The organism is Cupriavidus sp. H39 (assembly GCF_050271075.1).
Lineage (GTDB): Bacteria > Pseudomonadota > Gammaproteobacteria > Burkholderiales > Burkholderiaceae > Cupriavidus > Cupriavidus necator_B.
On the sequence record NZ_CP189848.1, the window covers coordinates 489,712 to 514,355 of the forward strand.

Here is a 24,644-nt window from a genome sequence, read left to right on the forward strand (position 1 = left end):
CGACCCACGCCGCATCCCGGACAGCGGCCTGAAGCCATGGCGCCGGCGCCAGCGACAATGCGACAACCGCAGGGGGACCCGCATGAGCCTGAACCGCATGACCCCGTCGGAGCAGCGGGCCGCGTATATGCTGATCTTCGCCGGCTGCGAGGCCGAGCCAGACCGCTTTACCAGCGATCTGCCGGTCAGCTCCGAAGTCTGGCTGCTGTATGCGTCCGGCGAATCGTTCGAGGTGCCGCGCGGCTTGCTGCTGACCCCGCACCACGGCGCCGGCATAGCCGCGCTGCGCGCCGCGGTGCTGCGGCGGCTGCCGGCGCTGGCGGGGCCGGCGGACCAGGCCGGCCAACGCTTTCTTGCCGCCAATGAATCGCACCTGCTGGCGCAGATCGACTTCTTCGACATGCTGCGCCTGCTGCCGCTCACGGCCTGGTGGCATCGCGAGGTGCGCGTGCCGATGGCCGGCATGCAATGGACGCCCGCCGCGCGCAGGGCGCTGGCGCTGAGCCTGACCGGAGAGGCGCTGGTGCGCTGGCTGGGCGAGTCGGTGCTGGCCCATGTCGGCAGCGAGGCGGCGCTGGCCCGCTTCAAGGACATCGGCTACACCGCGTCGCGCACCCGCTTTGGCGGCCTCGCTGCCCCGGCCGGGCAGGCGCTGGGGCGGCTGGTCAATGTCGCCGCGCAGTACGTCGCGCTGACGCTGCTGGGGCTGCGCGACGACAGCTTCCCGCCCGGCGGGCTGACGCGGCGCGTCACGCAGGCCAGCCGCCAGGTGCTGGGGACGCTGTGGGCTTGCCTGCAGGAGGATCATGCAGAGGCCGCCGCGCCGGCGGCCGGAGTAGCTCCGGGAATGGCGGCGGGAATGGGGTCGGGAAGGGCTGCCGGGGACGTCCCCAATGCCGCTGCCGTCTCGCCGCTGTGGCGCATCTCCGTCAACCGGCCGGCCGAGCACGCGGTGTTCGCCTCGCGCAAGACCGTCAAGGCCGATGCGGCCATCCGCGTGTTCGATACCGGCGGGCAGGGCGTGTGCTGGGCGGTGATCGATTCCGGCATCGATGCCCGCCATCCGGCGTTCTTCGACCCGGCCAAGCTGGACGGGTCGCTGCCGGTGCGCGACGGGCTGATCGCCCCACGCTTGTCGCGCGTGGTCAGGACGCTGGATTTCACGCGCCTGTCGGCGATCACCAGCGGCCGCCTGCCGCCCATGCCCAAGGGCAAGCGGGTGCCTGGCGAGGCGGAACTCAGGCAGCGGATCGACGCGATTGCCAATGACCTGGCGCATGGACGCATCATCGACTGGTCGGTGATCGAGCCGCTGCTCGAAATCAGCCACGAGGATCCGGCGCAGTACGTGGCCCCTGGCGGCAGCCATGGCACGCATGTGGCGGGCATCATCGGCGCCGGCTGGCCCTCGTCGGCCTACCTGGCGCGGCCCGATCCCATGCCGCTGCCGCCCGAACTGGCCGAAGCCGGCGACGTCAGCGGCATCTGCCCGCGCATCGGACTGCTGGACCTGCGCATTTTCGACGCGCAGGGCCGGGGCGACGAGTTCGGCATCCTGGGCGCGCTGCAGTACGTGCGCTGGCTCAACCAGAGCCGCGACCGGCAATCGGTGCATGGCATCAACCTGAGCGTGGCGCTGCGCCACGACGTGCGCAGCTATGCCTGCGGCAGCACGCCGGTGTGCGTCGAGTGCGACCGCCTGGTGGCCAGCGGCGTGATCGTGGTGGTGGCGGCCGGCAACTACGGCTACGACGAGGCCTTCGCCGCCGAACACATGGGTGCGGGCTTCCGGGGCCAGACCATCACCGATCCGGGCAACGCAAGGGCCGTGATCACGGTGGGCGCGACCCATCGTACCGATCCCTACCGGTTCGGCATTTCCTACTTTTCCAGCCACGGTCCCACTGGCGATGGCCGCATCAAGCCCGACCTGGTCGCGCCGGGGGAGAAGATCACCTCGACCGTGCCCGGCGGCACGCTGGCGTCGATGGATGGCACCAGCATGGCGGCGCCGCACGTGTCCGGCGTCGCAGCCTTGCTGCTGTCGCGCAACAATGAACTGATGGGCCAGCCGGAGACGGTCAAGGCCATCCTGTGCGGCGCGGCCACGGACCTGGGGCGCGAGCGCGCCTTCCAGGGGGCCGGGCTGGTCGATGCGCTGCGTGCGTTGCAACGCGTGTAAGCCGCAGCGACCCGACCAACAAAAAAGCCGGCATCGCCGGCTTTTTTTACGCGCGTGGGCAGAAGCCTCAGGCGCGCAGTCCGCTGGCTTCGTCGGCGCCCACATGCACATTCATGCATTGCACCGCCGCGCCTGCCGCGCCCTTGCCCAGGTTGTCCAGGCGCGCCACCAGGTTCAGGCGCTCGGCATTGCCGAACACGAACAGGTCGACGCGGTTGGTGTCGTTGTTGGCCTGCACATCGAAGAAACCGCCGTCGAGGTTGTCGGCGCTGTTGTACGGCATCACGCGCACGAACTGCTCGCCTTCATAGTGCTGGCGATAGATCTCGACGATCTGCTCGGGGCTGACCTTGCGCGCCAGCCGGTTCGCGAACACCGGCACCGTCACCGCCAGGCCCTTCAGGAAATCGCCGACGATCGGGTTGAAGATCGGCGCCTGCGCCAGGCCGGCCTGCACACGCATTTCCGGCAGGTGCTTGTGCTCCAGGCCCAGCGCGTAAGGACGCGGGCTGTCCAGCTTCGGGTTACCGCCGGCCTCGAACTCGGCAATCATCGACTTGCCGCCGCCGCTGTAGCCGGTCAGCGAGAACGCCGACAGCGGGTAGTCGGCCGGCAGCACGCCGGCATCCACCAGCGGGCGCACCGCCAGCACGAAGGCGCTGGCGTGGCAGCCCGGCACCGCGATGCGCTTGCTGGCGCGAATCTTCTCGCGCTGGCCGCGCGCCAGTTCGGGCAGGCCGTAGGCCCAGTTGTCAGCGGTGCGGAACGCCGTGCTGGCGTCGATCACGCAAGTGTCCGGATTGGTCACCAGCGATACCGCCTCGCGCGAGGCCACGTCGGGCAGGCACAGGAAGGCGACGTCGGCGGCGTTCAGGAAGCGTGCTCGTTCGGCCGGGTCCTTGCGCTTGTCGTCGGCAATGCGCAGCAGTTCCACGTCGGAACGACCCGAGAGATAGTCAAGCAGCCGGAGACCGGTGGTGCCTTCCTGACCATCGACGAACACTTTGAAAACCATGGCTGACTCGCTCAATGAGGTGCGGGAAATGCGAAATGTCCCCTGCCGACCACGGCGGGGAACCTGCATTGTAGCGGGGATGAGGGCGCGTCGCAGGGTTTGTACCGAGGCAAGGCTTGCGATCTGGCGCAGTTCCGCGGTTGCAGGATATAACCAAGTAGGTTAATTTTCATGGAGAAAGGGACGGCACACTACAAGCTGAGGCATGTGCAGGGCCTTGTGGCGGCCGGCAAGATGGAATTGACCTATGCGGCTTACTCCCATGCGGCCATGATGGGCCTGCGTTGGCATGGTGTTCGCGAAATTGTGATGCAGCTCTGCCCGGCAGATTTCTACAAAAGCATGACAACGCATGAAGACCATCGAGTCTGGCAGGACGTCTACAGGCCCATCACGAGGCATGGCGCCTTGTATGTGAAGCTGACGGTCACCAGTGAGGTGCTGGTCGTTTCCTTCAAGCCAAAGTAGCAGCCGGTACGGAAAATCTAGGAGAGCGGATGAAGTGTCCCGAGTGCGGTGGTGCGGAACTGGTGGCAGAAATGCGCGACATGCCCTATACGTATCGCGGCGAAACCACTGTGATTGGCAATGTACGGGGCCAATGGTGTCCCAAGTGCGGCGAGGGGGTGCTGCCCCGTGACAGCGACTGGGTCAGCGACGCGATGCTTGCTTTCAACAAGCAGGTCAATGCCGCCCTTGTCGATCCCGCCTATATCACCGAAGTGCGAAAGAAGCTCCATCTGGACCAGCGGGAAGCCGCCGAAATCTTTGGTGGCGGCGTCAATGCGTTCTCGAGGTACGAAACCGGGCGGACCAAGCCGCCACTGGCCCTGGTGAAGCTGCTGAAGCTGCTCGATCGTCACCCGGAACTGCTTGCCGAGATCCGGGCGACGTGACCGCTGTCAGAGCGGAAAGTTATAGTCGATCGACAGCGGCGCGTGGTCGCTGAACTTCTCGTCCTTGTAGATCGAGCACAGGTGCGCGGTATCGGCGATCTTCGGCGTGGCGAGGTGGTAATCGATGCGCCACCCCACGTTCTTGGCATAAGCCTGGCCGCGATTGCTCCACCAGGTGTACTGGTCCGGCCGCGGATCCAGCTTGCGGAACACGTCGACATAGCCGTGCACGTCGAACAGTTCGCCGATCCAGGCACGCTCCTCCGGCAGGAAGCCTGAGTTCTTCAGGTTGCCCTTCCAGTTCTTGATGTCGATCTCCTTGTGCGCGATGTTGACGTCGCCGCACAGCACGATCTCGCGCCCGCTGGCCTTCAGTTGCAGCAGGTGCGGCAGGAAGGCCTCCATGAAGCGGAACTTGGCCAGTTGGCGTTCCTCGCCGCTGGAGCCGGAGGGCACGTACACCGAAATCACAGCCAGATGCGGATACTGCACTTCGACATAGCGGCCCTCGCTGTCGAACTCCGTATTGCCGAAGCCGGTGATCACGCGCTCGGGCTTGTGGCGGGTGTAGAGACCGACGCCGCTATAGCCTTTCTTCTCGGCGTAATGGAAAAAGCCGTGGTAGCCATGTGGTGCCAGGAACGCTTCCGTCATGTCGGCGGCCTGCGCCTTCAGTTCCTGCACACAGACCATGTCTGCGTCTTGCTTGCCCATCCAGTCGAAAAAGCCCTTCTTGGACGCGGAGCGGATGCCGTTGAGGTTGGCGCTGATAATCCGTAACATTCGGGGAAATTTTGAATTCAGAGAGAAATGATGACGCAGCAGAATGCGCCCGCCGGTAGCGCGGGTACCGCGGGTGACGATCTCAGCCAGACTTTTATCCGCTTTGCGCTCGACGCGGGCGTGCTGTCGTTCGGCGAGTTCGTCACCAAGGCCGGCCGCAAATCGCCTTACTTCTTCAACGCCGGCCTGTTCAACCAGGGCGGGATGCTGGGCCAGGTGGCGCAATTCTATGCGAAAACCCTGCTGGCCTCGGGTGTGCAGTTCGACGTGCTGTTCGGGCCGGCATACAAGGGCATCACGCTGGCGTCGGCCACCGCGGTGGCGCTGGCGGGCATGGGACGTGACGTCGGCTTCGCGTACAACCGCAAGGAAGCCAAGGACCACGGCGAAGGCGGCACGCTGGTCGGGGCGAAACTGCAGGGCAAGGTGGTGATTGTCGACGACGTGATCTCGGCCGGCACCTCGGTACGCGAATCGGTCAACCTGATCCGCGCCGCCGGCGCCGAGCCGGCCGCAGTGCTGATCGCGCTGGACCGCATGGAAAAGAGCGGCACCGCCGAGCAGGTCGGCACGCATTCGGCGGTGCAGGACGTACAGCGCGAATTCGGCATCCCGGTGATTGCCATCGCCAGCCTGAAGGACCTGCTGGCCTATCTCGATGCCTCGCAGGATCCGACGCTGGGCGCGTCGCGCGAGGCCGTGGCGGCCTATCGGCAACGCTACGGCGTTTGAAACCGCTAATGACGGTGGGCGTTGGCAACCAGCGCCCGACCAGGGGCGGCTGACTTTCAGACCGGAGGGAGCGCGGCGTGGCGGCAAAAGAACGGCAGGAACGGACAGTGCGGCAGGCGGCAACGCCGGCCTCGGCGGCGCAGTCAGCCGGCAACGGCGAGTCGCTCGCCGAGCGCGGCGCGCAGGTGCGGCCGCGCAAGCCGGTGCGCCAGGCCGCCAAGGCCCCCGACCGGCCCGCGCATGAGGCCTATGCCGTGCGCGCGCTGGTGTTGCAGGGCGGCGGCGCGCTTGGCGCCTACCAGGCCGGCGTGTACCAGGGCCTGGCCGACGGCGGCATCTCCCCCAACTGGGTCGCCGGCATTTCCATCGGCGCGCTCAACGCGGCCATCATTGCCGGCAATCCGCCGCAGCGCCGGGTGGAGCAACTGCGGGCGTTCTGGGAATATATCTGCGCCCAGCCGTGGCTGCCCAGCCTGTCGTACACCTGGTTCGCCGACGAGGCCGCAAGCTGGCCCGAGCCGATGCGGATCTGGTTCGACGGCCTGCATGCGGCGCGCGCCATGGTGGAAGGCCAGCGCGGCTTTTTCCAGCCGCGCAGCTGGGCGGCGCTGATGTCGCGCTACTCGGATCCGACCCATGCCAGCTTCTATGACACCACGCCGCTGAAGGCGACGCTGGAGCGCTTTGCCGACTTCGACCTGATCAACCATCGCCCCGACCTGATGCGGGTCTCGGTGGGCGCGGTCAACGTGCGCACCGGCAATTTCGCCTACTTCGACAATACCCGCGACAAGCTCTGCCCCGAGCATTTCATGGCCTCGGGGGCGCTGCCGCCGGGTTTCCCGGCGGTGGAAATCGATGGCCAGTACTACTGGGACGGCGGGCTGGTGTCGAACACGCCGCTGGCCGAGGTGCTGACCGCGCAACCGCGGCGCGACGCGCTGATCTTCCAGGTCGACTTGTGGAGCGCGCGCGGCAAGCTGCCGCACGACCTGATCGACGTGGCCGAGCGCCAGAAGGACATCCAGTATTCCAGCCGCACCCGGGCCATCACCGACTATATGCGCGAGCAGCAGAACCTGCGCCGCATGCTCAACGAGGTGATGGCGCTGGTGCCGCCGTCAAAGCGCGACAACGACTGGTACCGCCGCGCCGCCGAGCAGTCGTGCGATGCGCGCCGCAACGTGATCCAGCTGATCTACCGCGACAAGTCGTTCGAGAACCTGGCCAAGGACTACCAGTTCGGCCCGCTGACCATGCATGAGCACTGGACCAGCGGGCTCGAAGATATCCGCCAGACCCTGCGCCATCCGCAATGGCTGGCCATGCCCAGCCGCGAGCAGCCGTTCGTCACGCACGACGTGCATCGCGGCAACGGCGGCTGAGCCGGCCGGCGCGCGCTGGCTCAGTCGACCTTGATCTTTGCCAGTTCGGGCCGCGCCGGCGGATAAGCCGGCTTCAGGTCCGCGAACACCTTGGTCATGATCTCGGCCACCATCAGGTTGCGGTGCGTCTTGGAGTCGGCCGGCACCACGTACCAGGGGCATTCGGGCGTGCTGGTGGCCATGATGGCCGCCTCGTAGGCATCCATGTAGGCCTTCCAGTGCTTGCGCTCGGCGAGGTCGGTGGTGTCGAATTTCCAGTGCTTCTCCGGGTCGGCCAGGCGCGCCTCGAGCCGCGATTTCTGCTCGTCGCGGGAAATATGCAGGAAGCACTTGATGATAGTGGTGCCGGTCTCGGTCAGCATCGACTCGAATTCGCGGATCTGGCGCAAGCGCCGCTCGCATTCGGCGGCGTCGATCCAGTCGTGCACGCGCGTGATCAGCACGTCTTCGTAGTGGCTGCGGTTGAACACCACGATCTCGCCCGCCTTCGGCACTTGCAGGTGGATGCGCCACAGGTAGTCGCGCGCCAGTTCCTCGGGCGACGGGGCCTTGAAGCCGACCACGCGGATGCCCAGCGGGTCGAAGCTGCGGAACACGCCGCGCACGGTGCCGTCCTTGCCGCTGGTGTCCATGCCCTGCAGCACCACCAGCAGCTTGCGGCGGTGCTCGGCATAGAAGATGTCCTGCTGCGCGTCGAGGGCGTTGCTCAGCTCGATGATGCGGGCCAGGTCTTCTTCCTTGTTGCCGCACGACAGCGGCTTGCTGCCGGGGTCAAAGTCGGCAAGGCGGAATCGCTTGCCCGAAGTAATGCGGAAATCGTCCAGCGGCATGGGCGCTCCATTCGTGATGACCTGCGGGATCATGGAATCGGGCGCCCCCGCGAGGGCTCCGCGGCAACAGCGGCGGGGAGTGCGGAAGGGGCGCGCAGCCCCTATGGTCAGGCCGGCAGGGCCGCCAGGTCAATGCTGCCTTCGAACACGGTGGTGGCCGGGCCGGTCATGCGCACCGGTTCGGCGCCGCCGTCCCACGCGATGGTCAGCTCGCCGCCATGCGTGTGGACCCGCACCGGCGAATCCAGCAGGCCGCGCCGGATCCCGGCCACCACCGCCGCGCAGGCGCCGGTGCCGCAGGCCAGGGTCTCGCCGGCGCCGCGCTCGTAGACGCGCAGGCGGATGGCGTGGCGGTCCGCGACCTGCATGAAGCCGGCGTTGACACGGTTCGGGAAGGCGGGGTGGTGCTCGATCACCGGGCCGTCCTGCAGCACGGGGAAGTTCTCCACGTCGTCCACCACCTGCACCGCATGCGGGTTGCCCATCGATACCGCCGAGATCCATTCGGTGCGGCCGTTGACCTCGAGGCCGTACAGCGTGTCGGCGCCTTCGGCATGCGTGGGCAGGCCCTGCACCTGGAACGGCACGCGCGCCGGTTCCAGCTCGGGCGCGCCCATGTCCACCGTGACCTGGCCATCGTCCTGCAGCGTCAGCGTGATCACGCCGTTCATCACTTCCACGCGCACCGAACGCTTGTCGGTCATGCCCTGGTCGGTGACAAAGCGCACGAAGCAGCGCGCGCCATTGCCGCAGTGCTCAACCTCGCTGCCATCGGCATTGATGATGCGGTAGCGGAAATCGACGTCAGGACGCGTCGGCTTCTCGACGATCAGGATCTGGTCCGCGCCCACCCCGAAATGCCGGCTGGCCAGCGCGCGCCATTGCGCCGGGGTCAGGTCGATCTGCTGGTGGATGCCGTCGAGCACGACAAAGTCGTTGCCGGCGCCATGCATCTTGGTGAACTGGAGTTTCATGGTGGGGATTGTAGCGGCGCGGCGCCAGCCGTGCCGGCGCTCAGTAGATCTCGGGCTCGCCCGGCAGGCGATGCTTGAAGCGCTTGTGCACCCAATAGTACTCAGGCACGCGCGGCCGGATGCAGTCCTCGAAAAAGGCGTTCATGCGGCGCGTGTCGTCGGTCACGCTCGCGCCCGGGTAGTGCTCCCAGGCCGGCAGCACGCGCAGCACGTAGCCCTGGTAGTCGGGCAGCATCTCGGTGTAGATCGGCACCACCCTGGCGCCGGTCAGGCGCGCCAGCCGCGACACCGAAGTCAGCGTCAGCGCCTGCACGCCGAAGAACGGCACGAACTCCGAATCGCGCTCGCCGAAATCCATGTCGGCAATCAGCTGCAACGCCTCGCCCTTCTTCAGGCAGCGCAGGATGTCGCGCGCGCTGTCGTTGCGAGAGATCATATTGGCGCCGAAGCGCCCGCGCGCCTGCTTGAGGAAGGCGTCGAACAGCGCGTTCTTCTGCTTCGTATAGAGCGATGCGCCGGAGCGGCCGACATGCTCGCGCAGGTGGATGGTGAGCCGGATCGCGCCGGCTTCCACGCCCGACAGGTGCAGCGTAACGAGGATATGCGGGGTGCCATCCAGCGCCACCAGGCCGGCCTGGTCGTCGATCTGCACCCAGCGGCGCATCTGCGCCTCGCTGCCGGTCCAGAAGATGCCGCGCTCGGCAAAGCTGCGGAACAGGATGCGGAAGCTCCGGCGCGACAGCGTGTCGATCTCGGCCTCGGTCCGGTCCGGGAAGCACAGGCGCAGGTTGGCCTGCACCACGCGGCGCCGCTCGCTGGGGATCCAATACAGCAGGCTGCCCAGCGCTTCACCGAAGCGCGCCACGAACGGATAGGGCAGTTTGCCCAGCACGGTCAGCAGGCCGATGCCGAGCCACGTGAACACACGGCTCATGAGATCGATCGGTCGGCGGCCGGCCCGGTGTCGCTGCCCACGGTGCCCGGCATGCCAGGGGCGCCCGCACCGGCGGGGTGCTTGTAGCGGTTGTAGCCCCACAGGTACTGGGTCGGGCACAGGCTGACCAGGGCCTCGATGGTCTGGTTGATGACCGCGGCGGCGGCGGCCGGATCCTCCGGCAGCATGCCGCCCTCGTTGATTACGCGCAGATGCCCGCGGTAGCCGGCGCCGCGCGGCAGCCGCTCGGCAAACACCGCCACCACCGGCGCGCCGGTCAGTTGCTGCAGCCGGTGCACCAGCGCCATCGTATAGGCCGGCTTGCCGAAGAACGGCGCCCAGTTGCCTTCGCCGCCGCTGGGCACCTGGTCGGGCAGGATGCCCACCGCCTGGCCGCGCTTGAGCGCCTTCACCAGCATGCGCACGCCGCGCGGCGTGGCCGGCGCCATGTGCATGTTGGGGCGGGTGCGCATCTTTTCGATCCAGTCGCGCAGCCACGGCTGGTGCGGCGGCTTGAACAGCGCGGTCACCGGGCGCTGCAACGCGTGGGATTGGGGCAGCACCTCAAAGCAGCCGAGGTGCGGGGTCAGGATGATGATGCCCTTGCCGCGCGCCTGCAGCGTTGCGAGCTCGGGCCACAGGTGGTCGTCAAAGCCGTACAGCTTCGCGCCGATCTTGCTGCGGCTCCAGAAGTAGGGCATCTCGATGATCATGCGCCCGGCCGAGCGGGCGGCTTCGTCGATCATCGCCTCGGTGGCGCCAGGAAACGCGAGCCGGAAATTCTCCCGCAGGCGCTGGCCATAGCGGCCCGGCAGCCGTGCGCTCAGCAGGCCCAGCGCACCGCCCGCGGCCTGCAGCAGCCGCAGCGGAAAACGGGAGATCAGCCAGAATAAAAAAGTCATCAGGCGAGGAAAACAGGTCCAGGCAAGTCCGCCGCGGGTCTGTGCCGGGATCAGACGGGCAGGCAGGCGGGGGTCCCGATGGCGGTATTCCCCGCAGCGCCCCGGCATGCCGGCTAGGTGTTGTACCGCACCCCTGACGCGCTGCAACGACGCCTGCAGGCGCGTATAATAGCGTGTATCGCCGAGTTAACTGACAACTTGCGGGGCGATGCGGCTCAAACCGGGCTGCCTGAAATACCGCTAAAGCGTCGCCGCCATGAACCGAAAAGGCTGGCACGCAATAGCCAACCTGGAGAATAAGTTCGTGGCAAACGACTTCCTTTTTACTTCGGAATCCGTCTCCGAAGGCCATCCCGACAAGGTCGCTGACCAGATTTCCGACGCTGTCCTGGACGCCATCCTGGCGCAGGACAAGTATGCGCGTGTGGCAGCTGAGACGCTTTGCAACACCGGTCTGGTGGTGCTGGCCGGGGAAATCACCACGACCGCCAACGTCGACTATATCCAGATCGCGCGCGACACCATCAAGCGCATCGGGTACGACAACACCGATTACGGCATCGACTACAAGGGCTGCGCGGTGCTGGTGGCCTATGACAAGCAGTCGCCCGACATCGCCCAGGGCGTGGACCGCGCCTCGGACGACTACCTGAACCAGGGTGCCGGCGACCAGGGCCTGATGTTCGGCTACGCCTGCGACGAGACCCCGGAACTGATGCCGTTCCCGATTTACTATGCGCACCGCCTGGTCGAGCGCCAGTCGCAACTGCGCCGCGACGGCCGCCTGCCCTGGCTGCGCCCGGACGCCAAGTCACAAGTCACGGTGCGCTATGTCGACGGCAAGCCGCACAGCGTGGACACCGTAGTGCTGTCGACGCAGCATGCGCCCGACATCACGCAGGCGCAGATCCGCGAAGCGGTGATCGAGGAGATCATCAAGCCGGTGCTGCCGGCGGAGATGCTCAAGGAAACCAAGTACCTGGTGAACCCGACCGGGCGCTTCGTGATCGGCGGGCCGCAGGGCGACTGCGGCCTGACCGGGCGCAAGATCATCGTCGACACGTACGGCGGCGCCTCGCCGCACGGCGGCGGCGCGTTCTCGGGCAAGGACCCGTCCAAGGTCGACCGCTCGGCCGCCTACGCCGCGCGCTACGTGGCCAAGAACGTGGTGGCCTCGGGGCTGGCGCGGCAATGCCAGGTGCAGGTCAGCTATGCCATCGGCGTGGCCCGCCCGATTAACGTGACGGTCTACACCGAAGGCACCGGGAAGATTCCGGACGCCAAGATCGCGGAACTGGTGCAGGAGCATTTCGACCTGCGGCCGAAGGGCATCGTGCAGATGCTGGACCTGCTGCGGCCGATCTATGAGAAGACGGCTGCCTATGGGCACTTCGGGCGTGAAGAGCCGGAGTTCTCGTGGGAGGCTACTGACAAGGCGGCTGCGCTGCGGGCTGCGGCTGGGTTGTAAGAGGTATTTTGGAGTTTCCGAGGCTGGATGCGGGTGTTTTCTGGCTTCGGGCATGCCCCGCTGGCTCGTTAGGGTTTGGTGGGGTTTTTGTTTTTTTGGTTTGGGCGCTGCTGGTGACATGCTGTCGGCCGTTGGACCGCCTGGTTCCGCCCTGCTGGGCGGGTCACTTTTTGTCCGAGCGGTGTGTGTCAAGGTAGTTGTCGCGTCCGCCGTTATGCTGCTTTCCGGTGCTCCCTAGCCTCCTGCTCAGCTCGTTCGGGGTTCAAGAAGACCACTGGATCCAGTTTCCAATTCCGGATCCCTCGCGACCAGCGCTGCGGATGTCGGGCGCGGGCTGCCTGATACAGCATCGTGCGTCGCGCCAGTAGGGGCGGCGCTTCACCGCGGTGCCGCTGGTTCGGCGTGACGTACTTTAGGCCACTGTGGCGGTGCTCCTCGTTGTACCAACGCACGAACCGATGGACCCAATCGCGCGCCTGCTGCAGCGTATCGAATGGCCGATCCGGCCACAGCGGGCAGTACTTGGCTGTGCGGAACAGCGCTTCCGCGTAAGCGTTGTCATTGCTCACACGCGGACGACTGTATGAGGGCTGCACGCCCAGGTAACCCATCATCGCCAGCATCGTCCCTCCTTTCATGACGCTGCCGTTGTCCGAATGCAGCACCAGCGGCCGGCCGGCGGTCTTCTCGCGCAAACAGCCCAGCGACAGCAGTTCGCTGGCATGGTTGGCCGATTCGCTCTCGTGCACCTCGTTGACTACCAGCTTGCGGCTGTAGATGTCCTGCATCATGTACCAGTAAAAGAAGCGACCTTTCACCGTCGTGGGCATCCACGTGATATCCCAGCACCACACCTGGTTGGGTCCGTCGGCTCGGTGGGTGGTCAACGGACGCGACTTGGCTTCGTGGCCGCGTCCGCGCCGGCGCGCCTGGCCGGCGGCCTTGAGCACGCGGTAGAAGGTCGACTCCGAGGCCAGGTAACGGCCTTCGTCGGCCAGCCTGGGTACGATCTGGTGCGGCGTCAGGCCCTCGCAGCCGGGCTCGTTGGCCGCGGCCAGCACGGCCTCACGCTCGGCCTCGCTGAGCTTGTTGGCCGGCACCGGACGCTGCGCGCCCGGTCGTCCATCCTCAGGCGTATGGCGCCAGCGCTGCAAGGTGCGCTCGTTCAGACCTAATTCCTCGCACGCGAGGGCCTGGCGCGCGCCGCTCTTTACCGCTTCATCGATCAACGCAATGGCCTCGCGGCGATCCGAGACGTTGATCAATCCTCCTCGTCCCTTCCCCAGATCGCCTCGGCTTTTTTTCTTAGCACCAGCAGCGCTGCGGTTTCCGCCAGCGCGGCGTCCTTGCGCTTCAGCTCACGCTCCAAGTCACGGATTCGCTTCTTCGCGGTTGCTTCCTCGCGCAGCTGTGTGTCTGCCTTGGGCGGCGTCTTCGCATTCGCCTGCTCACAGGCAGCACGCCACTGCCGGATCTGTTCTGGCTGAATGCCCTTCCTGCGGCAGTATTCGGACAGCTCCGCTTCACTCAGGGGCGCCGTCTCCAGCACCACCCGGAACTTGTCCGCGCTGGACCACTTATCGCTCTGTTTGCCGTTGCCTGGCACAACTCGTCCTTGCTCTCGCGCCTCGTTGCGCCAGGTGCGCAGGCTCACCGTCGTGACACCCGTCTCCCTGGCCAACTCCACAACCGATCGGTTCACGGGCGGCATCATCTGCTCAACCACCCATTCCTTGTACTCCGCCGGATAGCGTTTCATTCTCCAACCGCTTCCGCCCTCCATTGTCCTTCATCGAAAGGCGGCGGGGCGACATCTATCCTGACATGGAGGGGAGCGACAAAAAGTAACCAAAAAGCGCGTTTACTGCCCTGCGGGCGGCATGTCTTATCGTAGTGGGCGTGGGGTTTTCGTACGGGGCTTGGCTTCCTCACAAAGCTGGACTGCCTGCCGCAGGGGGTGCACGACGGTGGGTGGGGCGTTGGAGTGGGGTTTGAACGAGCCCAGAGGGGTGGGTGGTCCCTGCTGCGGACCTTATCGTAGGGACGCCTACGGCTGCGCTACGCGCCGGCCCAAAAATGGCAGAACTGGATCCCTCGCGCCCGAAAGCCCCAAGCGAGCGCAGCGACGCGTGCCGAGCCAGGGCCCCTGCTCGGCGATACTGCCTGCGCGCAGCGCAGCCGTAGGCGTTCCTACGGCAAGGCCGGCAGCAGGCGGCCACCCCCCGCTCTGGGCTCGTTCAACCATCCCTTCAACGCCCCTGCCACCGACGCGCACCCCTGCGGCAGGCAGTCTAGCTTTATGAGGAAGCCAAGCCCCGTACGAAAACCCGGGGCCCACTACGATAAGACATGCCGCCCGCAGGGCAGTAAACGCGCTTTTTGGTTACTTTTTGTCGCTCCCCTCCATGTCAGGATAGATGTCGCCCCGCCGCCTTTCGATGAAGGACAATGGAGGGCGGAAGCGGTTGGAGAATGAAACGCTATCCGGCGGAGTACAAGGAATGGGTGGTTGAGCAGATGATGCCGCCCGTGAACCGATCGGTTGTGGAGTTGGCCAGGGAGACGGGTGTCACGACGGTGAGCCTGCGCACCTGGCGCAACGAGGCGCGAGAGCAAGGACGAGTTGTGCCAGGCAACGGCAAACAGAGCGATAAGTGGTCCAGCGCGGACAAGTTCCGGGTGGTGCTGGAGACGGCGCCCCTGAGTGAAGCGGAGCTGTCCGAATACTGCCGCAGGAAGGGCATTCAGCCAGAACAGATCCGGCAGTGGCGTGCTGCCTGTGAGCAGGCGAATGCGAAGACGCCGCCCAAGGCAGACACACAGCTGCGCGAGGAAGCAACCGCGAAGAAGCGAATCCGTGACTTGGAGCGTGAGCTGAAGCGCAAGGACGCCGCGCTGGCGGAAACCGCAGCGCTGCTGGTGCTAAGAAAAAAAGCCGAGGCGATCTGGGGAAGGGACGAGGAGGATTGATCAACGTCTCGGATCGCCGCGAGGCCATTGCGTTGATCGATGAAGCGGTAAAGAGCGGCGCGCGCCAGGCCCTCGCGTGCGAGGAATTAGGTCTGAACGAGCGCACCTTGCAGCGCTGGCGCCATACGCCTGAGGATGGACGACCGGGCGCGCAGCGTCCGGTGCCGGCCAACAAGCTCAGCGAGGCCGAGCGTGAGGCCGTGCTGGCCGCGGCCAACGAGCCCGGCTGCGAGGGCCTGACGCCGCACCAGATCGTACCCAGGCTGGCCGACGAAGGCCGTTACCTGGCCTCGGAGTCGACCTTCTACCGCGTGCTCAAGGCCGCCGGCCAGGCGCGCCGGCGCGGACGCGGCCACGAAGCCAAGTCGCGTCCGTTGACCACCCACCGAGCCGACGGACCCAACCAGGTGTGGTGCTGGGATATCACGTGGATGCCCACGACGGTGAAAGGTCGCTTCTTTTACTGGTACATGATGCAGGACATCTACAGCCGCAAGCTGGTAGTCAACGAGGTGCACGAGAGCGAATCGGCCAACCATGCCAGCGAACTGCTGTCGCTGGGCTGTTTGCGCGAGAAGACCGCCGGCCGGCCGCTGGTGCTGCATTCGGACAACGGCAGCGTCATGAAAGGAGGGACGATGCTGGCGATGATGGGTTACCTGGGCGTGCAGCCCTCATACAGTCGTCCGCGTGTGAGCAATGACAACGCTTACGCGGAAGCGCTGTTCCGCACAGCCAAGTACTGCCCGCTGTGGCCGGATCGGCCATTCGATACGCTGCAGCAGGCGCGCGATTGGGTCCATCGGTTCGTGCGTTGGTACAACGAGGAGCACCGCCACAGTGGCCTAAAGTACGTCACGCCGAACCAGCGGCACCGCGGTGAAGCGCCGCCCCTACTGGCGCGACGCACGATGCTGTATCAGGCAGCCCGCGCCCGACATCCGCAGCGCTGGTCGCGAGGGATCCGGAATTGGAAACTGGATCCAGTGGTCTTCTTGAACCCCGAACGAGCTGAGCAGGAGGCTAGGGAGCACCGGAAAGCAGCATAACGGCGGACGCGACAACTACCTTGACACACACCGCTCGGACAAAAAGTGACCCGCCCAGCAGGGCGGAACCAGGTGGTTCAACAGCCGACAGCATGTCACAAGCAGCACCCACCTCAGAAACCCCTCCCCACAGTAGTAAAATCCACCCCAACCCAGCCTCCCGCGCTGACAAAAAATTCCTTCCCGGGGCCCATCCCCAGAGGACTTCCATGCCCGCTGCACCAGCCATTGCCACTGCCACCGAGCCGACCAGCTCCCCATCCCAGGGCAAGCTCGACCTGATCCGCCCGCAGCCCTACACCGACTGGGCTCCCCAGGTCACCCCGGAGGAACGCGCCACACTGCGCCGCGAGCTGGAGCAGGGCGCGGTACTGTATTTCCCCAACCTGAAGTTCCATTTCCAGCCGGGCGAAGAGCGCTTCCTCGACAGCCGCTATTCCGACGGCAAATCCAAGAACATCAACCTGCGCGCCGATGACACCGCGGTGCGCGGCGCGCAGGGCAGCCCGCAGGACCTGGCCGACCTCTACACGCTGATCCGCCGCTACGCCGACAGCAGCGAAACCCTGGTGCGCACGCTGTTCCCCGAGTACATCCCCCACATGACGCGCGCCGGCACGTCGCTGCGGCCCAGCGAGATCGCCGGGCGCCCGGTCAGCTGGCGCAAGGACGACACCCGCCTGCACGTGGACTCGTTCCCGTCCAACCCGATGCTGGGCAAGCGGCTGTTGCGCGTGTTCCACAATATCGACCCGGCCGCGCCGCGCGTGTGGCGCGTGGGCGAGCCGTTCGGCGACTTTGCGCGCCGGTTCGTGCCCAAGACCCACGGCATGTGGCCGGGGCAGGCGGCGTTGATGAAGCTGCTGCATATCACCAAGCGCCGCCGCTCGGAATACGACCACCGCATGCTGCAGCTCCATGACCTGGCCAAGGCCGACCTCGACTACCAGGCCAACGTGCCGCAGCAGGAATTCCACTTCCCGCCGGGTGCGACCTGGATCGTCTTCAGCGACCAGCTGCTGCATGCCGCCATGCGCGGGCGCGCGATGATGGAGCAGACCATCTACCTGGCGCCGCAGGCGATTTCGGACCACACCCATTCGCCCGAGGCGGTGCTGTCGCGCATGCTCGGGCGGCCGATGCTGGTTTCCTGACTCAGCGCAGCAACAGCCGCAGCATCGTTTCAAAGGTCTTGCCGTAAGGCGGCTTGAGCAGGCCGGCGCCGTTCAGGCTGGCCTGGTGGAACACCGGTTTCACCTTCGAGAAGGTATCGAAGCCCGCCTGCCCGTGATACGCGCCCATGCCGCTGGGGCCGACGCCGCCGAACGGCAGGCCGTCCTGGGCGATATGGAACAGGGTGTCGTTGACGGTAACGCCGCCGGCGACGGTCTGCTTCATCACATGGCCGATGGCGCCGCGGTCGCGTTCGAACAGGTACAGTGCGAGCGGGCGCGGGCGGGCGTTGATGTAATCCACCGCCTCGTCAAGCGTGCGGTAGGTCACCACCGGCAGCACCGGCCCGAAGATTTCCTCGCGCAGGGCGGTTACGCCTTCCGGCACATCCAGCAGCAGCACCGGCGGCAGGCGCCGCGCCTGCGCGTCCGGCTGCGCATCGGACAGCGGCACCACGGTTGCGCCCTGGGCCGCGGCCTCGTCGACCAGACCCGCCAGCCGCGCGAAATGCCGCGGGCTGATGATGCTGGTGTAGTCCGCGTTGCGCGCCAGGTCCGGGTAGAGCCGGCCCACGCAGCGGCGCGCCGCTTCCACCAGTTGCCCCCGCAGGTCCTCCGGCACCAGCACATAATCCGGCGCGATGCAGGTCTGCCCCGCGTTCATCAGCTTGCCTACCAGGATGCGCTCCACCGCGCGCTCCAGGTCAGCGCCGGGGCCGATGATGGCGGGGGACTTGCCACCCAGCTCCAGCGTCACCGGCGTCAGGTTGGCGGCCGCCGCGCGCATCACATGGTGGCCCACCGCGGTCGAGCCCGTGAACAGCAGGTGGTCGAACGGCAGCGCGGTGAAGGCGCTGCCCACTTCGGCATCGCCGTTGATCACCACGATCTCGTCCGGGGCGAAGTGCTGCGGCACCAGCTGCGCGAACAGCGCCGCGAAGCGCGGCGTGTATTCCGACAGCTTCACCATGGCGCGATTGCCTGCGGCCAGCGCGCCGGCCAGCGGGCCGATAGTCAGGTACAGCGGATAGTTCCAGGGCACCACGATGCCCACCACGCCGAGCGGCTGCGGCACCAGGCGCGAGCGGCCGGGGCGGAACCAGAAGCCGGTGGCGGCGCGCCGCACGCGCATCCAGCGCTTGCCGTGGCGCAGGGCATCGTCGATGCCGGCAAGGCTGGGGAACACCTCCAGCAGCGCGGTTTCCTGACGCGGACGGTTGGTGAAATCCGCGTGGATCGCGGCGGCAATTTCGGCCTGGTTTTCGGTCACCAGGCGACACAGGCGCTGCAAGCGGTCGGCACGCACGGTCCAGCCGGGCAGCTGGTCGCGCCGCGAGGCGGCATGCATCGCACTGAAGACGGACGACAGGTCGGGGACTTCTCGCATGGCTGCGCTCCTGGATTTCTGCGCACATTCGCGCACCATCGCGCACGATAAGGCAGCGCGCCAGCCAAGACAATGGAAGCTTCCTACCAGAAGGCCAATTCAAACGCCCGTCCGTCGCGCCCGCGCATTTCGTTGCCGCCGACCTGCTCCAGTTCTTGAGCCAGCGCAGCCAGCGCCTACACTGAATCTCACGGCTTGCCATCCGCTGGACGGACCGGGCGCGCGCGCCGGCGCAGCCCGGCTTGCGCATGCGCGCCGCCTGCGGAATCGCGGGGAGACAGATGGAAACCACCTATGACTACGTCATCGTCGGCGCGGGCTCGGCGGGCTGTGCGCTGGCGGGGCGCCTGGCCGACAGCGGCGATGACACCATCGCCCTGGTCGAGGCCGGGCACCACGACCACCATGTGCTGGTGCGCACACCCGCCGGGCTGGCCGCGATGCTGCCGCGCGCGGGGGCGCGCAACTACGGCTTCCAGACCGTGCCGCAGCCGGGCCTGAACGGCCGCCGCGGCTACCAGCCGCGCGGGCGCGGGCTGGGCGGCTGCTCGTCGATCAACGCGATGATCTACACGCGCGGCCGGCCCGCGGACTATGATGCCTGGGCCGACGCCGGCTGCGATGGCTGGTCCTGGGACGACGTGCTGCCGTACTTTCGCCGCGCCGAATGCAACGAGCGCCTGGCGGGCAGCGACGAAGACCCGCTGCACGGCGGCAATGGCCCGCTCCATGTCAGCGACCTGCGCACGCCCAACCCGTTCGCCGAGCGCTTCATCGAGGCCGCGCAGCAGGCTGGCTATCCGCGCAACGACGATTTCAACGGTGAAGAGCAGGAGGGCATCGGCTGGTACCAGGTCACGCAACACGCCGGCGAGCGCTGGAATGCCGCGCGTGCCTACCTGCACGGCGGCAACGTGCGCGACCGCGCCTGCAATGGCGGCCGTGCGCGGTTGCACGTGCTGACCGACACGCAAGCCCTGCGCATCGTCTTCGAAGGCCGCCACGCCACCGGGGTACTGGTGCTGCGTGACGGCCGCCAGCAGCTGCTGCGCGCGCGTCGCGACGTGATCGTGTGCGCGGGCACGTTCGGCTCGCCGCAGCTGCTGATGGTCTCGGGCGTCGGTCCCGCCGCGCACCTGCGCGAACACGGCATCGGCGTGGTGCACGACCTGCCCGGCGTGGGCGCCAACCTGCAGGATCATCTCGACGTGGTGCTGCACAAGCGCACCGCCGTGCCCGAACTGTTCGGGGTGTCGTTCGGCGGCCTGGCGCGGCTGCTGGCCGAAATGCTGCGCTACCGGCGCGAGCGCGCCGGCATGATGTCGAGCAACTTCGCCGAGGCGGGCGGCTTCGTGCGCAGCCACCCGACGCTGCCCGAGCCCGACCTGCAGCTGCATTTCGTGGTCGGCCTGGCGGACGACCATATGCGCAAGCTGAATGTCGGCCATGGCTATTCCTGCCATGTCTGCCTGCTGCGCCCGCGTAGCCGCGGCGAGGTCCGCCTGGCCGCGGCCGATATCCGGCGCGCGCCGCTGATCGATCCGAAGTACCTGAGCGACGGGCGCGATCTCGACGACATGGTGGCCGGCGTGCGCATCGTGCGCAGCATCCTGTCGCAGCCGCAGCTGGCGTGCTTCGGCGGGCGCGAACTTTATACGGCCGGCCTGCGTGCCGATGGCAGCGACGATGCCGCCGTGCGCGCGCTGATCCGCGCGCGCGCCGACACCATCTACCAACCGGTCGGCACCTGCCGCATGGGCATGGATGCGATGGCAGTGGTGGACCCGCAGCTGCGCGTGCGCGGCGTCGAGGGCCTGCGCGTGGTCGATGCCTCGGTGATGCCCACGCTGGTCGGCGGCAACACCAATGCGCCCGCGATCATGATCGGCGAGCGCGCGCACGACCTGATCCGCTATGCGCCGCGGGTGATGCTGCGGGTGCTGGAGTCGATGGAGGCCTAGCCTTCGAAACCGCGCGACGCCACCCGCCCGAGCGCGTCGGCATCCGCATCCAGCGTGCCGAACACGCGCCCGTGCTGCCGCCCGAGCCGGCTGGCGACGAACAGCTCGGCGTTCGCGGGGTCGGCATGCGCGAGCATTAGCGCCGCCTGCGCGGTCAGCACCAGGCCCTGCGCGAAGCGGCGTGCATTGGCTTCCAGGTGCTCGGCAGGCTCGCGCAGCATGGCCTGCAGCGAGGCCAGTTCGGCGCGCACCGCCGCGTGGCCGCCGGCGCGGCGCGACAGGTCCTGCAGCAGGCGCGCGCCATCGTCCGGATTGCGCTGCAGCGCGCGCAGCACGTCCAGGCACATGATGTTGCCTGAGCCTTCCCAGATCGAATTGACCGGCGCCTCGCGGTACAGCCGCGCCATCGGGCCTTCTTCGACATAGCCGTTGCCGCCCCAGACTTCCATCGCTTCGCCGGTGGCTTCGAGCGTGCGCTTGCAGATCCAGAACTTGGCCGCGGGCGTGACCACGCGCTTCCAGGCCGCGGCGAGCGGGTCGGGGTGGTCGCCCTCGGCATGCTCGAAGGCGTGGCCCAGCTCCATCATCAGCAGCGCGGCCGCTTCGGATTCCAGTGCCAGGTCCGCCAGCACATTGCGCATCAGCGGCTGGTCGACCAGCTGGCGGCCGAACGCGCTGCGGTGGCGCGCATGGTGCAGCGCCTGCACGAACGCCGCGCGCAGGATGGCGGAGCTGCCGATCACGCAGTCGAGCCGCGTATTGGTCGCCATCTCGATGATGGTGGGGATGCCGCGTCCTTCCTCGCCGATCAGGATGCCGGTGGCGTCGCGAAACTCGACTTCGCTGCTGGCATTGGAGCGGTTGCCGAGCTTGTCCTTGAGCCGCTGGATCTGCACCGCGTTCCTGCTGCCGTCGTCGCGGAAACGCGACACGAAGAAGCACGACAGCGGGCCGTCTTCGGCGCCCATGCGCGCCACCACCAGGTGCGCGTCGCACATTGGCGCGGAGAAGAACCACTTGTGGCCGGTCAGCGCGTACTCCGCGCCGCGGCCTTCTCCGCGCACCGGGCGCGCCACCGTGGTGTTGGCGCGCACGTCGGAGCCTCCCTGCTTTTCGGTCATGCCCATGCCGATCATGATCGCGGTCTTGCTGCGCCACGGGAGGTCGCGCGCATCATGCTCCGTGGCATACAGGCGCGGTTCCAGCTCGGCGAACAGCGCGGCTTCCTTGCGCAGCACGGGAATGCTGGCGAAGGTCATGGTGGGCGGGCATAGCGAGCCCGATTCCACCTGCGCCTGCAGGAAGTACCCCGCCGTGCGCGCGGCCCAGGCGCCGGCGCGCGGTTGTGCAAAGGGCAGGGCCTGCAACTGCTGGCTGCGCAGCAGCCCCAGCAGCGCGTGCCAGCCGGGGTGGAACTCGACCGTGTCGATGCGCTCGCCGGTGCGGCTGTGGGTGTGCAGCTCCGGCGTATGGCGGTTGGCGTCCGCGGCCCATTGCTGCACTTCCGGCTCGCCCAGCCGCGCGCCGAACTGCCGCAGCGCGTCGGCATGCCAGCCGCCGCCCAGGCGCTCCAGCGCGGACCGCACCGTGGGATCGCTGTCGAACAGGTTGTAGTGCGCGAGATCCGGCACCTGGTTAAAGACACGGTGGGTGGCGGCGTCGGTCATGATGTCTCCTGGATCGGGCTTGCCGTTTGCTTGCATGGTAGAGCACGTGGCGGGCGTTCGAGTGCCTGGTTGTCCGCCTGGATGCGCTTTTTGCGATGCAGCATGCGTGATTCGATACCTTTATGCACAGCTGTGGCACCACCAACCGTGGTGAACTGGCACTGGCGCCCACCGGGGCTCTGTGCTTAAATTCACCCCGTTGGATGAAACAGGGGTGCCGTACGGATGGGCCGTGCGGCTGAGAGAGTCCCTTCGAACCCGATCCGGTTAGTACCGGCGTGGGAAGTTTCAGCAAGACCAAGCCTCTAGTCCCTCCGGGACTCGCCGCCCAGGCCTCCAAGCCGCCGGCAGCGCTCACAGGGCTCCTGGTTTCGTCCACCCCGCAAGAGAGAGGACGACACCCATGGCCCGTACTGCCCCCGCTGCATCCTTCGAATCGCTCGAAAGCGATCTCGACCAGAAATTCGCCTACCCGGCTTCGAGCAAGACTTACCTGACCGGCAGCCGCCCGGATCTCCGCGTACCGCTGCGCACCATCCTGCAGACCTCGACGCGCACGGAAAAGGGCGACATGCCCAATCCGCCGATCCCGGTCTACGACACTTCGGGCCCGTACAGCGACCCGGACGTGCACATCGACCTGAAGGCCGGCCTGCCGGCGGTGCGCGCCAAGTGGATCGAAGAGCGCGGCGACACCGAAGTGCTGCCCGGCCTGTCGTCGGAATACGGTCGCGACCGCGCCAACGACCCGGCCACCGCGCACCTGCGCTTTGCCCAGCTGACCAACCCGCGCCGCGCCAAGGCCGGCGCCAACGTGTCGCAGATGCACTATGCGCGCAAGGGCATCATCACGCCCGAGATGGAATACGTCGCGCTGCGCGAATCGCTGAACCTGCAGGCCCTGTACGACAAGCCCGAATACAAGGCGCTGCTGCGCCAGCATCCCGGCAACGCGCTGGGCGCCGGCCTGCCGCTGCGTCCGGAAGACATCACGCCGGAATTCGTGCGCAACGAGATTGCCACCGGCCGCGCCATCATTCCCGCCAACATCAACCACACCGAACTGGAGCCGATGGCGATCGGGCGCAATTTCCGCGTCAAGATCAACGGCAACCTCGGCAATTCGGCGGTGACGTCGTCGCTGGCCGAGGAAGTGGAAAAGATGGTGTGGTCGATCCGCTGGGGCGCTGACACCATCATGGACCTGTCCACCGGCAAGCACATCCACGAAACCCGTGAATGGATCCTGCGCAACTCGCCGGTGCCGATCGGCACGGTGCCGATCTACCAGGCGCTGGACAAGACCGGCGGCATCGCCGAGGACCTGACCTGGGAGATGTTCCGCGACACGCTGATCGAGCAGGCCGAGCAGGGCGTCGACTACTTCACCATCCACGCCGGCGTGCTGCTGCGCTACGTGCCGCTGACCGCCGACCGCGTCACGGGCATCGTCTCGCGCGGCGGCTCGATCATGGCCAAGTGGTGCCTGGCGCACCACAAGGAAAACTTCCTGTACACGCACTTCGACGAGATCTGCGAGATCATGAAGGCCTATGACGTGTCGTTCAGCCTCGGCGACGGCCTGCGTCCGGGCTGCATCGCGGATTCGAACGATGACGCCCAGTTCGGCGAACTGCGCACGCTGGGCGAGCTGACCGCCAAGGCGTGGAAGCACGACGTGCAGGTGATGATCGAAGGCCCGGGCCACGTGCCGCTGCAGCGCATCCAGGCCAACATGGACGAAGAACTCAAGCACTGCTACGAGGCGCCGTTCTATACCCTGGGACCGCTGGTGACGGACATCGCCCCCGGCTACGACCACATCACCAGCGGCATTGGCGCGGCCAATATCGGCTGGATGGGCACGGCCATGCTGTGCTACGTCACGCCCAAGGAGCACCTGGGCCTGCCGGACAAGGAAGACGTGCGCGAGGGCATCATCACCTACAAGATCGCCGCCCACGCAGCGGACCTCGCCAAGGGCTGGCCCGGCGCGCAGCTGCGCGACAACGCGCTGTCCAAGGCGCGCTTCGAGTTCCGCTGGGAAGACCAGTTCAACCTGGGCCTGGACCCGGAGCGCGCGCGTTCGTACCACGACGCCACGCTGCCGGCCGAAGGCGCCAAGATCGCCCACTTCTGCTCGATGTGCGGGCCGAAGTTCTGCTCGATGAAGATCACGCAGGAAGTGCGCGACTACGCGGCCTCGCTGCCCAAGGAAGCACAGCAGGGCATGGAAGAAAAGTCGATCGAGTTCCTGAAGAAGGGCAGCAAGATCTACTCGTAAGGCAACCGCAGTACGGGCATGGCCTCGCAACCCATGCCCGCGCAAGATCCGCC

19 protein-coding genes and 1 riboswitch are annotated in these 24,644 nt (G+C 66.9%); of the genes, 10 read left to right on the top strand and 9 right to left on the bottom strand.

Annotated features, from left to right (window positions below; translation table 11 throughout):
• Window positions 1-82: 82 nt before the first annotated feature.
• Window positions 83-2,182, top strand: a complete 2,100-nt coding sequence (locus ACOCMH_RS17720) for a S8 family peptidase (RefSeq protein WP_427312319.1) — start codon at window positions 83-85, stop codon at window positions 2,180-2,182.
• Between the two features lie 67 nt (window positions 2,183-2,249).
• On the opposite strand, the gene argC is transcribed toward ACOCMH_RS17720, so the two are convergent.
• Window positions 2,250-3,197 (bottom strand): N-acetyl-gamma-glutamyl-phosphate reductase, encoded by a 948-nt coding sequence (gene argC, locus ACOCMH_RS17725; protein ID WP_171518122.1) that lies wholly within the window; start codon window positions 3,195-3,197, stop codon window positions 2,250-2,252.
• A 171-nt stretch (window positions 3,198-3,368) separates the two neighbouring features.
• Here argC and ACOCMH_RS17730 point away from each other — a divergent pair, with 171 nt between their 5' ends.
• Together ACOCMH_RS17730 and ACOCMH_RS17735 are read left to right on the top strand one after the other, a co-directional pair.
• Window positions 3,369-3,665, top strand: a complete 297-nt coding sequence (locus ACOCMH_RS17730) for a type II toxin-antitoxin system MqsR family toxin (protein ID WP_427312320.1) — start codon at window positions 3,369-3,371, stop codon at window positions 3,663-3,665.
• 29 nt (window positions 3,666-3,694) lie between these two features.
• The gene (locus tag ACOCMH_RS17735) at window positions 3,695-4,093 is read left to right on the top strand and encodes a type II TA system antitoxin MqsA family protein (protein WP_427312321.1); all 399 of its coding nucleotides are present in this window, start codon (window positions 3,695-3,697) and stop codon (window positions 4,091-4,093) included.
• Window positions 4,094-4,099: 6 nt separating this feature from the next.
• Here ACOCMH_RS17735 and ACOCMH_RS17740 read toward each other — a convergent pair whose 3' ends face one another.
• Window positions 4,100-4,876, bottom strand: a complete 777-nt coding sequence (locus ACOCMH_RS17740) for an exodeoxyribonuclease III (protein ID WP_171518121.1) — start codon at window positions 4,874-4,876, stop codon at window positions 4,100-4,102.
• A 27-nt stretch (window positions 4,877-4,903) separates the two neighbouring features.
• Between ACOCMH_RS17740 and pyrE the strand changes: the two genes are divergently transcribed.
• On the top strand, window positions 4,904-5,608 hold the full coding sequence (pyrE, locus tag ACOCMH_RS17745) for an orotate phosphoribosyltransferase (RefSeq protein WP_427312322.1): 705 nt from the start codon (window positions 4,904-4,906) through the stop codon (window positions 5,606-5,608).
• A 77-nt stretch (window positions 5,609-5,685) separates the two neighbouring features.
• Complete coding sequence (locus ACOCMH_RS17750) at window positions 5,686-6,993, top strand: patatin-like phospholipase family protein (RefSeq protein ID WP_427312323.1); 1,308 nt, start codon at window positions 5,686-5,688, stop codon at window positions 6,991-6,993.
• Between the two features lie 20 nt (window positions 6,994-7,013).
• Here the strand turns inward: ACOCMH_RS17750 and ACOCMH_RS17755 are convergent, their stop codons facing one another.
• From ACOCMH_RS17755 to ACOCMH_RS17770, 4 genes are all read right to left on the bottom strand, one after another.
• A complete protein-coding gene (locus tag ACOCMH_RS17755; protein WP_427312324.1) occupies window positions 7,014-7,823 on the bottom strand; it encodes a polyphosphate kinase 2 family protein in 810 nt (269 codons plus the stop codon).
• A gap of 107 nt (window positions 7,824-7,930) precedes the next feature.
• Window positions 7,931-8,797 carry a diaminopimelate epimerase gene (gene dapF / locus ACOCMH_RS17760; protein WP_427312325.1) on the bottom strand — a complete coding sequence of 289 codons (867 nt, stop codon included), beginning with the start codon at window positions 8,795-8,797 and terminating at the stop codon, window positions 7,931-7,933.
• Between the two features lie 40 nt (window positions 8,798-8,837).
• Window positions 8,838-9,731, bottom strand: coding sequence for a lipid A biosynthesis lauroyl acyltransferase (locus ACOCMH_RS17765; RefSeq protein WP_427312326.1), 894 nt, complete (start codon window positions 9,729-9,731; stop codon window positions 8,838-8,840).
• Complete coding sequence (locus ACOCMH_RS17770) at window positions 9,728-10,633, bottom strand: lysophospholipid acyltransferase family protein (RefSeq protein ID WP_427312327.1); 906 nt, start codon at window positions 10,631-10,633, stop codon at window positions 9,728-9,730. The genes ACOCMH_RS17765 and ACOCMH_RS17770 overlap by 4 nt, the downstream gene beginning before the upstream one ends.
• A 304-nt stretch (window positions 10,634-10,937) precedes the next feature.
• Here ACOCMH_RS17770 and metK point away from each other — a divergent pair, with 304 nt between their 5' ends.
• Window positions 10,938-12,101, top strand: coding sequence for a methionine adenosyltransferase (gene metK, locus ACOCMH_RS17775; protein WP_092317780.1), 1,164 nt, complete (start codon window positions 10,938-10,940; stop codon window positions 12,099-12,101).
• Window positions 12,102-12,313: 212 nt separating this feature from the next.
• Here the strand turns inward: metK and ACOCMH_RS17780 are convergent.
• Window positions 12,314-13,860, bottom strand: a protein-coding gene (locus ACOCMH_RS17780) for an IS3 family transposase (RefSeq protein ID WP_427306043.1) whose coding sequence is annotated in 2 segments (ribosomal slippage) — window positions 12,314-13,377 and window positions 13,377-13,860 — 1,548 coding nt in all. Because the reading frame shifts where the segments join, the coding sequence is not laid out codon by codon here.
• Between the two features lie 713 nt (window positions 13,861-14,573).
• On the opposite strand from ACOCMH_RS17780, the gene ACOCMH_RS17785 reads away from it, so the two are divergent.
• Both ACOCMH_RS17785 and ACOCMH_RS17790 read left to right on the top strand, forming a co-directional pair.
• Window positions 14,574-16,120 (top strand): IS3 family transposase gene (locus ACOCMH_RS17785; protein ID WP_427306043.1). Its coding sequence is split into 2 segments (ribosomal slippage): window positions 14,574-15,057 and window positions 15,057-16,120, totalling 1,548 coding nucleotides; the frame shifts between segments, so codons are not numbered across the junction.
• Window positions 16,121-16,329: 209 nt separating this feature from the next.
• A complete protein-coding gene (locus tag ACOCMH_RS17790) occupies window positions 16,330-17,274 on the top strand; it encodes a Kdo hydroxylase family protein (protein ID WP_427312328.1) in 945 nt (314 codons plus the stop codon).
• A gap of 1 nt (window position 17,275) precedes the next feature.
• Here the strand turns inward: ACOCMH_RS17790 and ACOCMH_RS17795 are convergent, their stop codons facing one another.
• The gene (locus tag ACOCMH_RS17795; protein ID WP_427312329.1) at window positions 17,276-18,679 is read right to left on the bottom strand and encodes a coniferyl aldehyde dehydrogenase; all 1,404 of its coding nucleotides are present in this window, start codon (window positions 18,677-18,679) and stop codon (window positions 17,276-17,278) included.
• Window positions 18,680-18,960: 281 nt separating this feature from the next.
• Between ACOCMH_RS17795 and ACOCMH_RS17800 the strand changes: the two genes are divergently transcribed.
• A complete protein-coding gene (locus ACOCMH_RS17800; RefSeq protein ID WP_427312330.1) occupies window positions 18,961-20,640 on the top strand; it encodes a GMC family oxidoreductase in 1,680 nt (559 codons plus the stop codon).
• On the opposite strand, the gene ACOCMH_RS17805 is transcribed toward ACOCMH_RS17800, so the two are convergent.
• Window positions 20,637-22,307 (bottom strand): acyl-CoA dehydrogenase family protein, encoded by a 1,671-nt coding sequence (locus tag ACOCMH_RS17805; protein ID WP_427312331.1) that lies wholly within the window; start codon window positions 22,305-22,307, stop codon window positions 20,637-20,639. The two genes, ACOCMH_RS17800 and ACOCMH_RS17805, sit on opposite strands and share 4 nt — an antisense overlap.
• A 200-nt stretch (window positions 22,308-22,507) precedes the next feature.
• A riboswitch (TPP riboswitch) is annotated at window positions 22,508-22,609 on the top strand.
• A gap of 101 nt (window positions 22,610-22,710) precedes the next feature.
• Between ACOCMH_RS17805 and thiC the strand changes: the two genes are divergently transcribed.
• Window positions 22,711-24,591 (top strand): phosphomethylpyrimidine synthase ThiC, encoded by a 1,881-nt coding sequence (gene thiC / locus ACOCMH_RS17810; protein WP_427312332.1) that lies wholly within the window; start codon window positions 22,711-22,713, stop codon window positions 24,589-24,591.
• Window positions 24,592-24,644 lie beyond the last annotated feature (53 nt).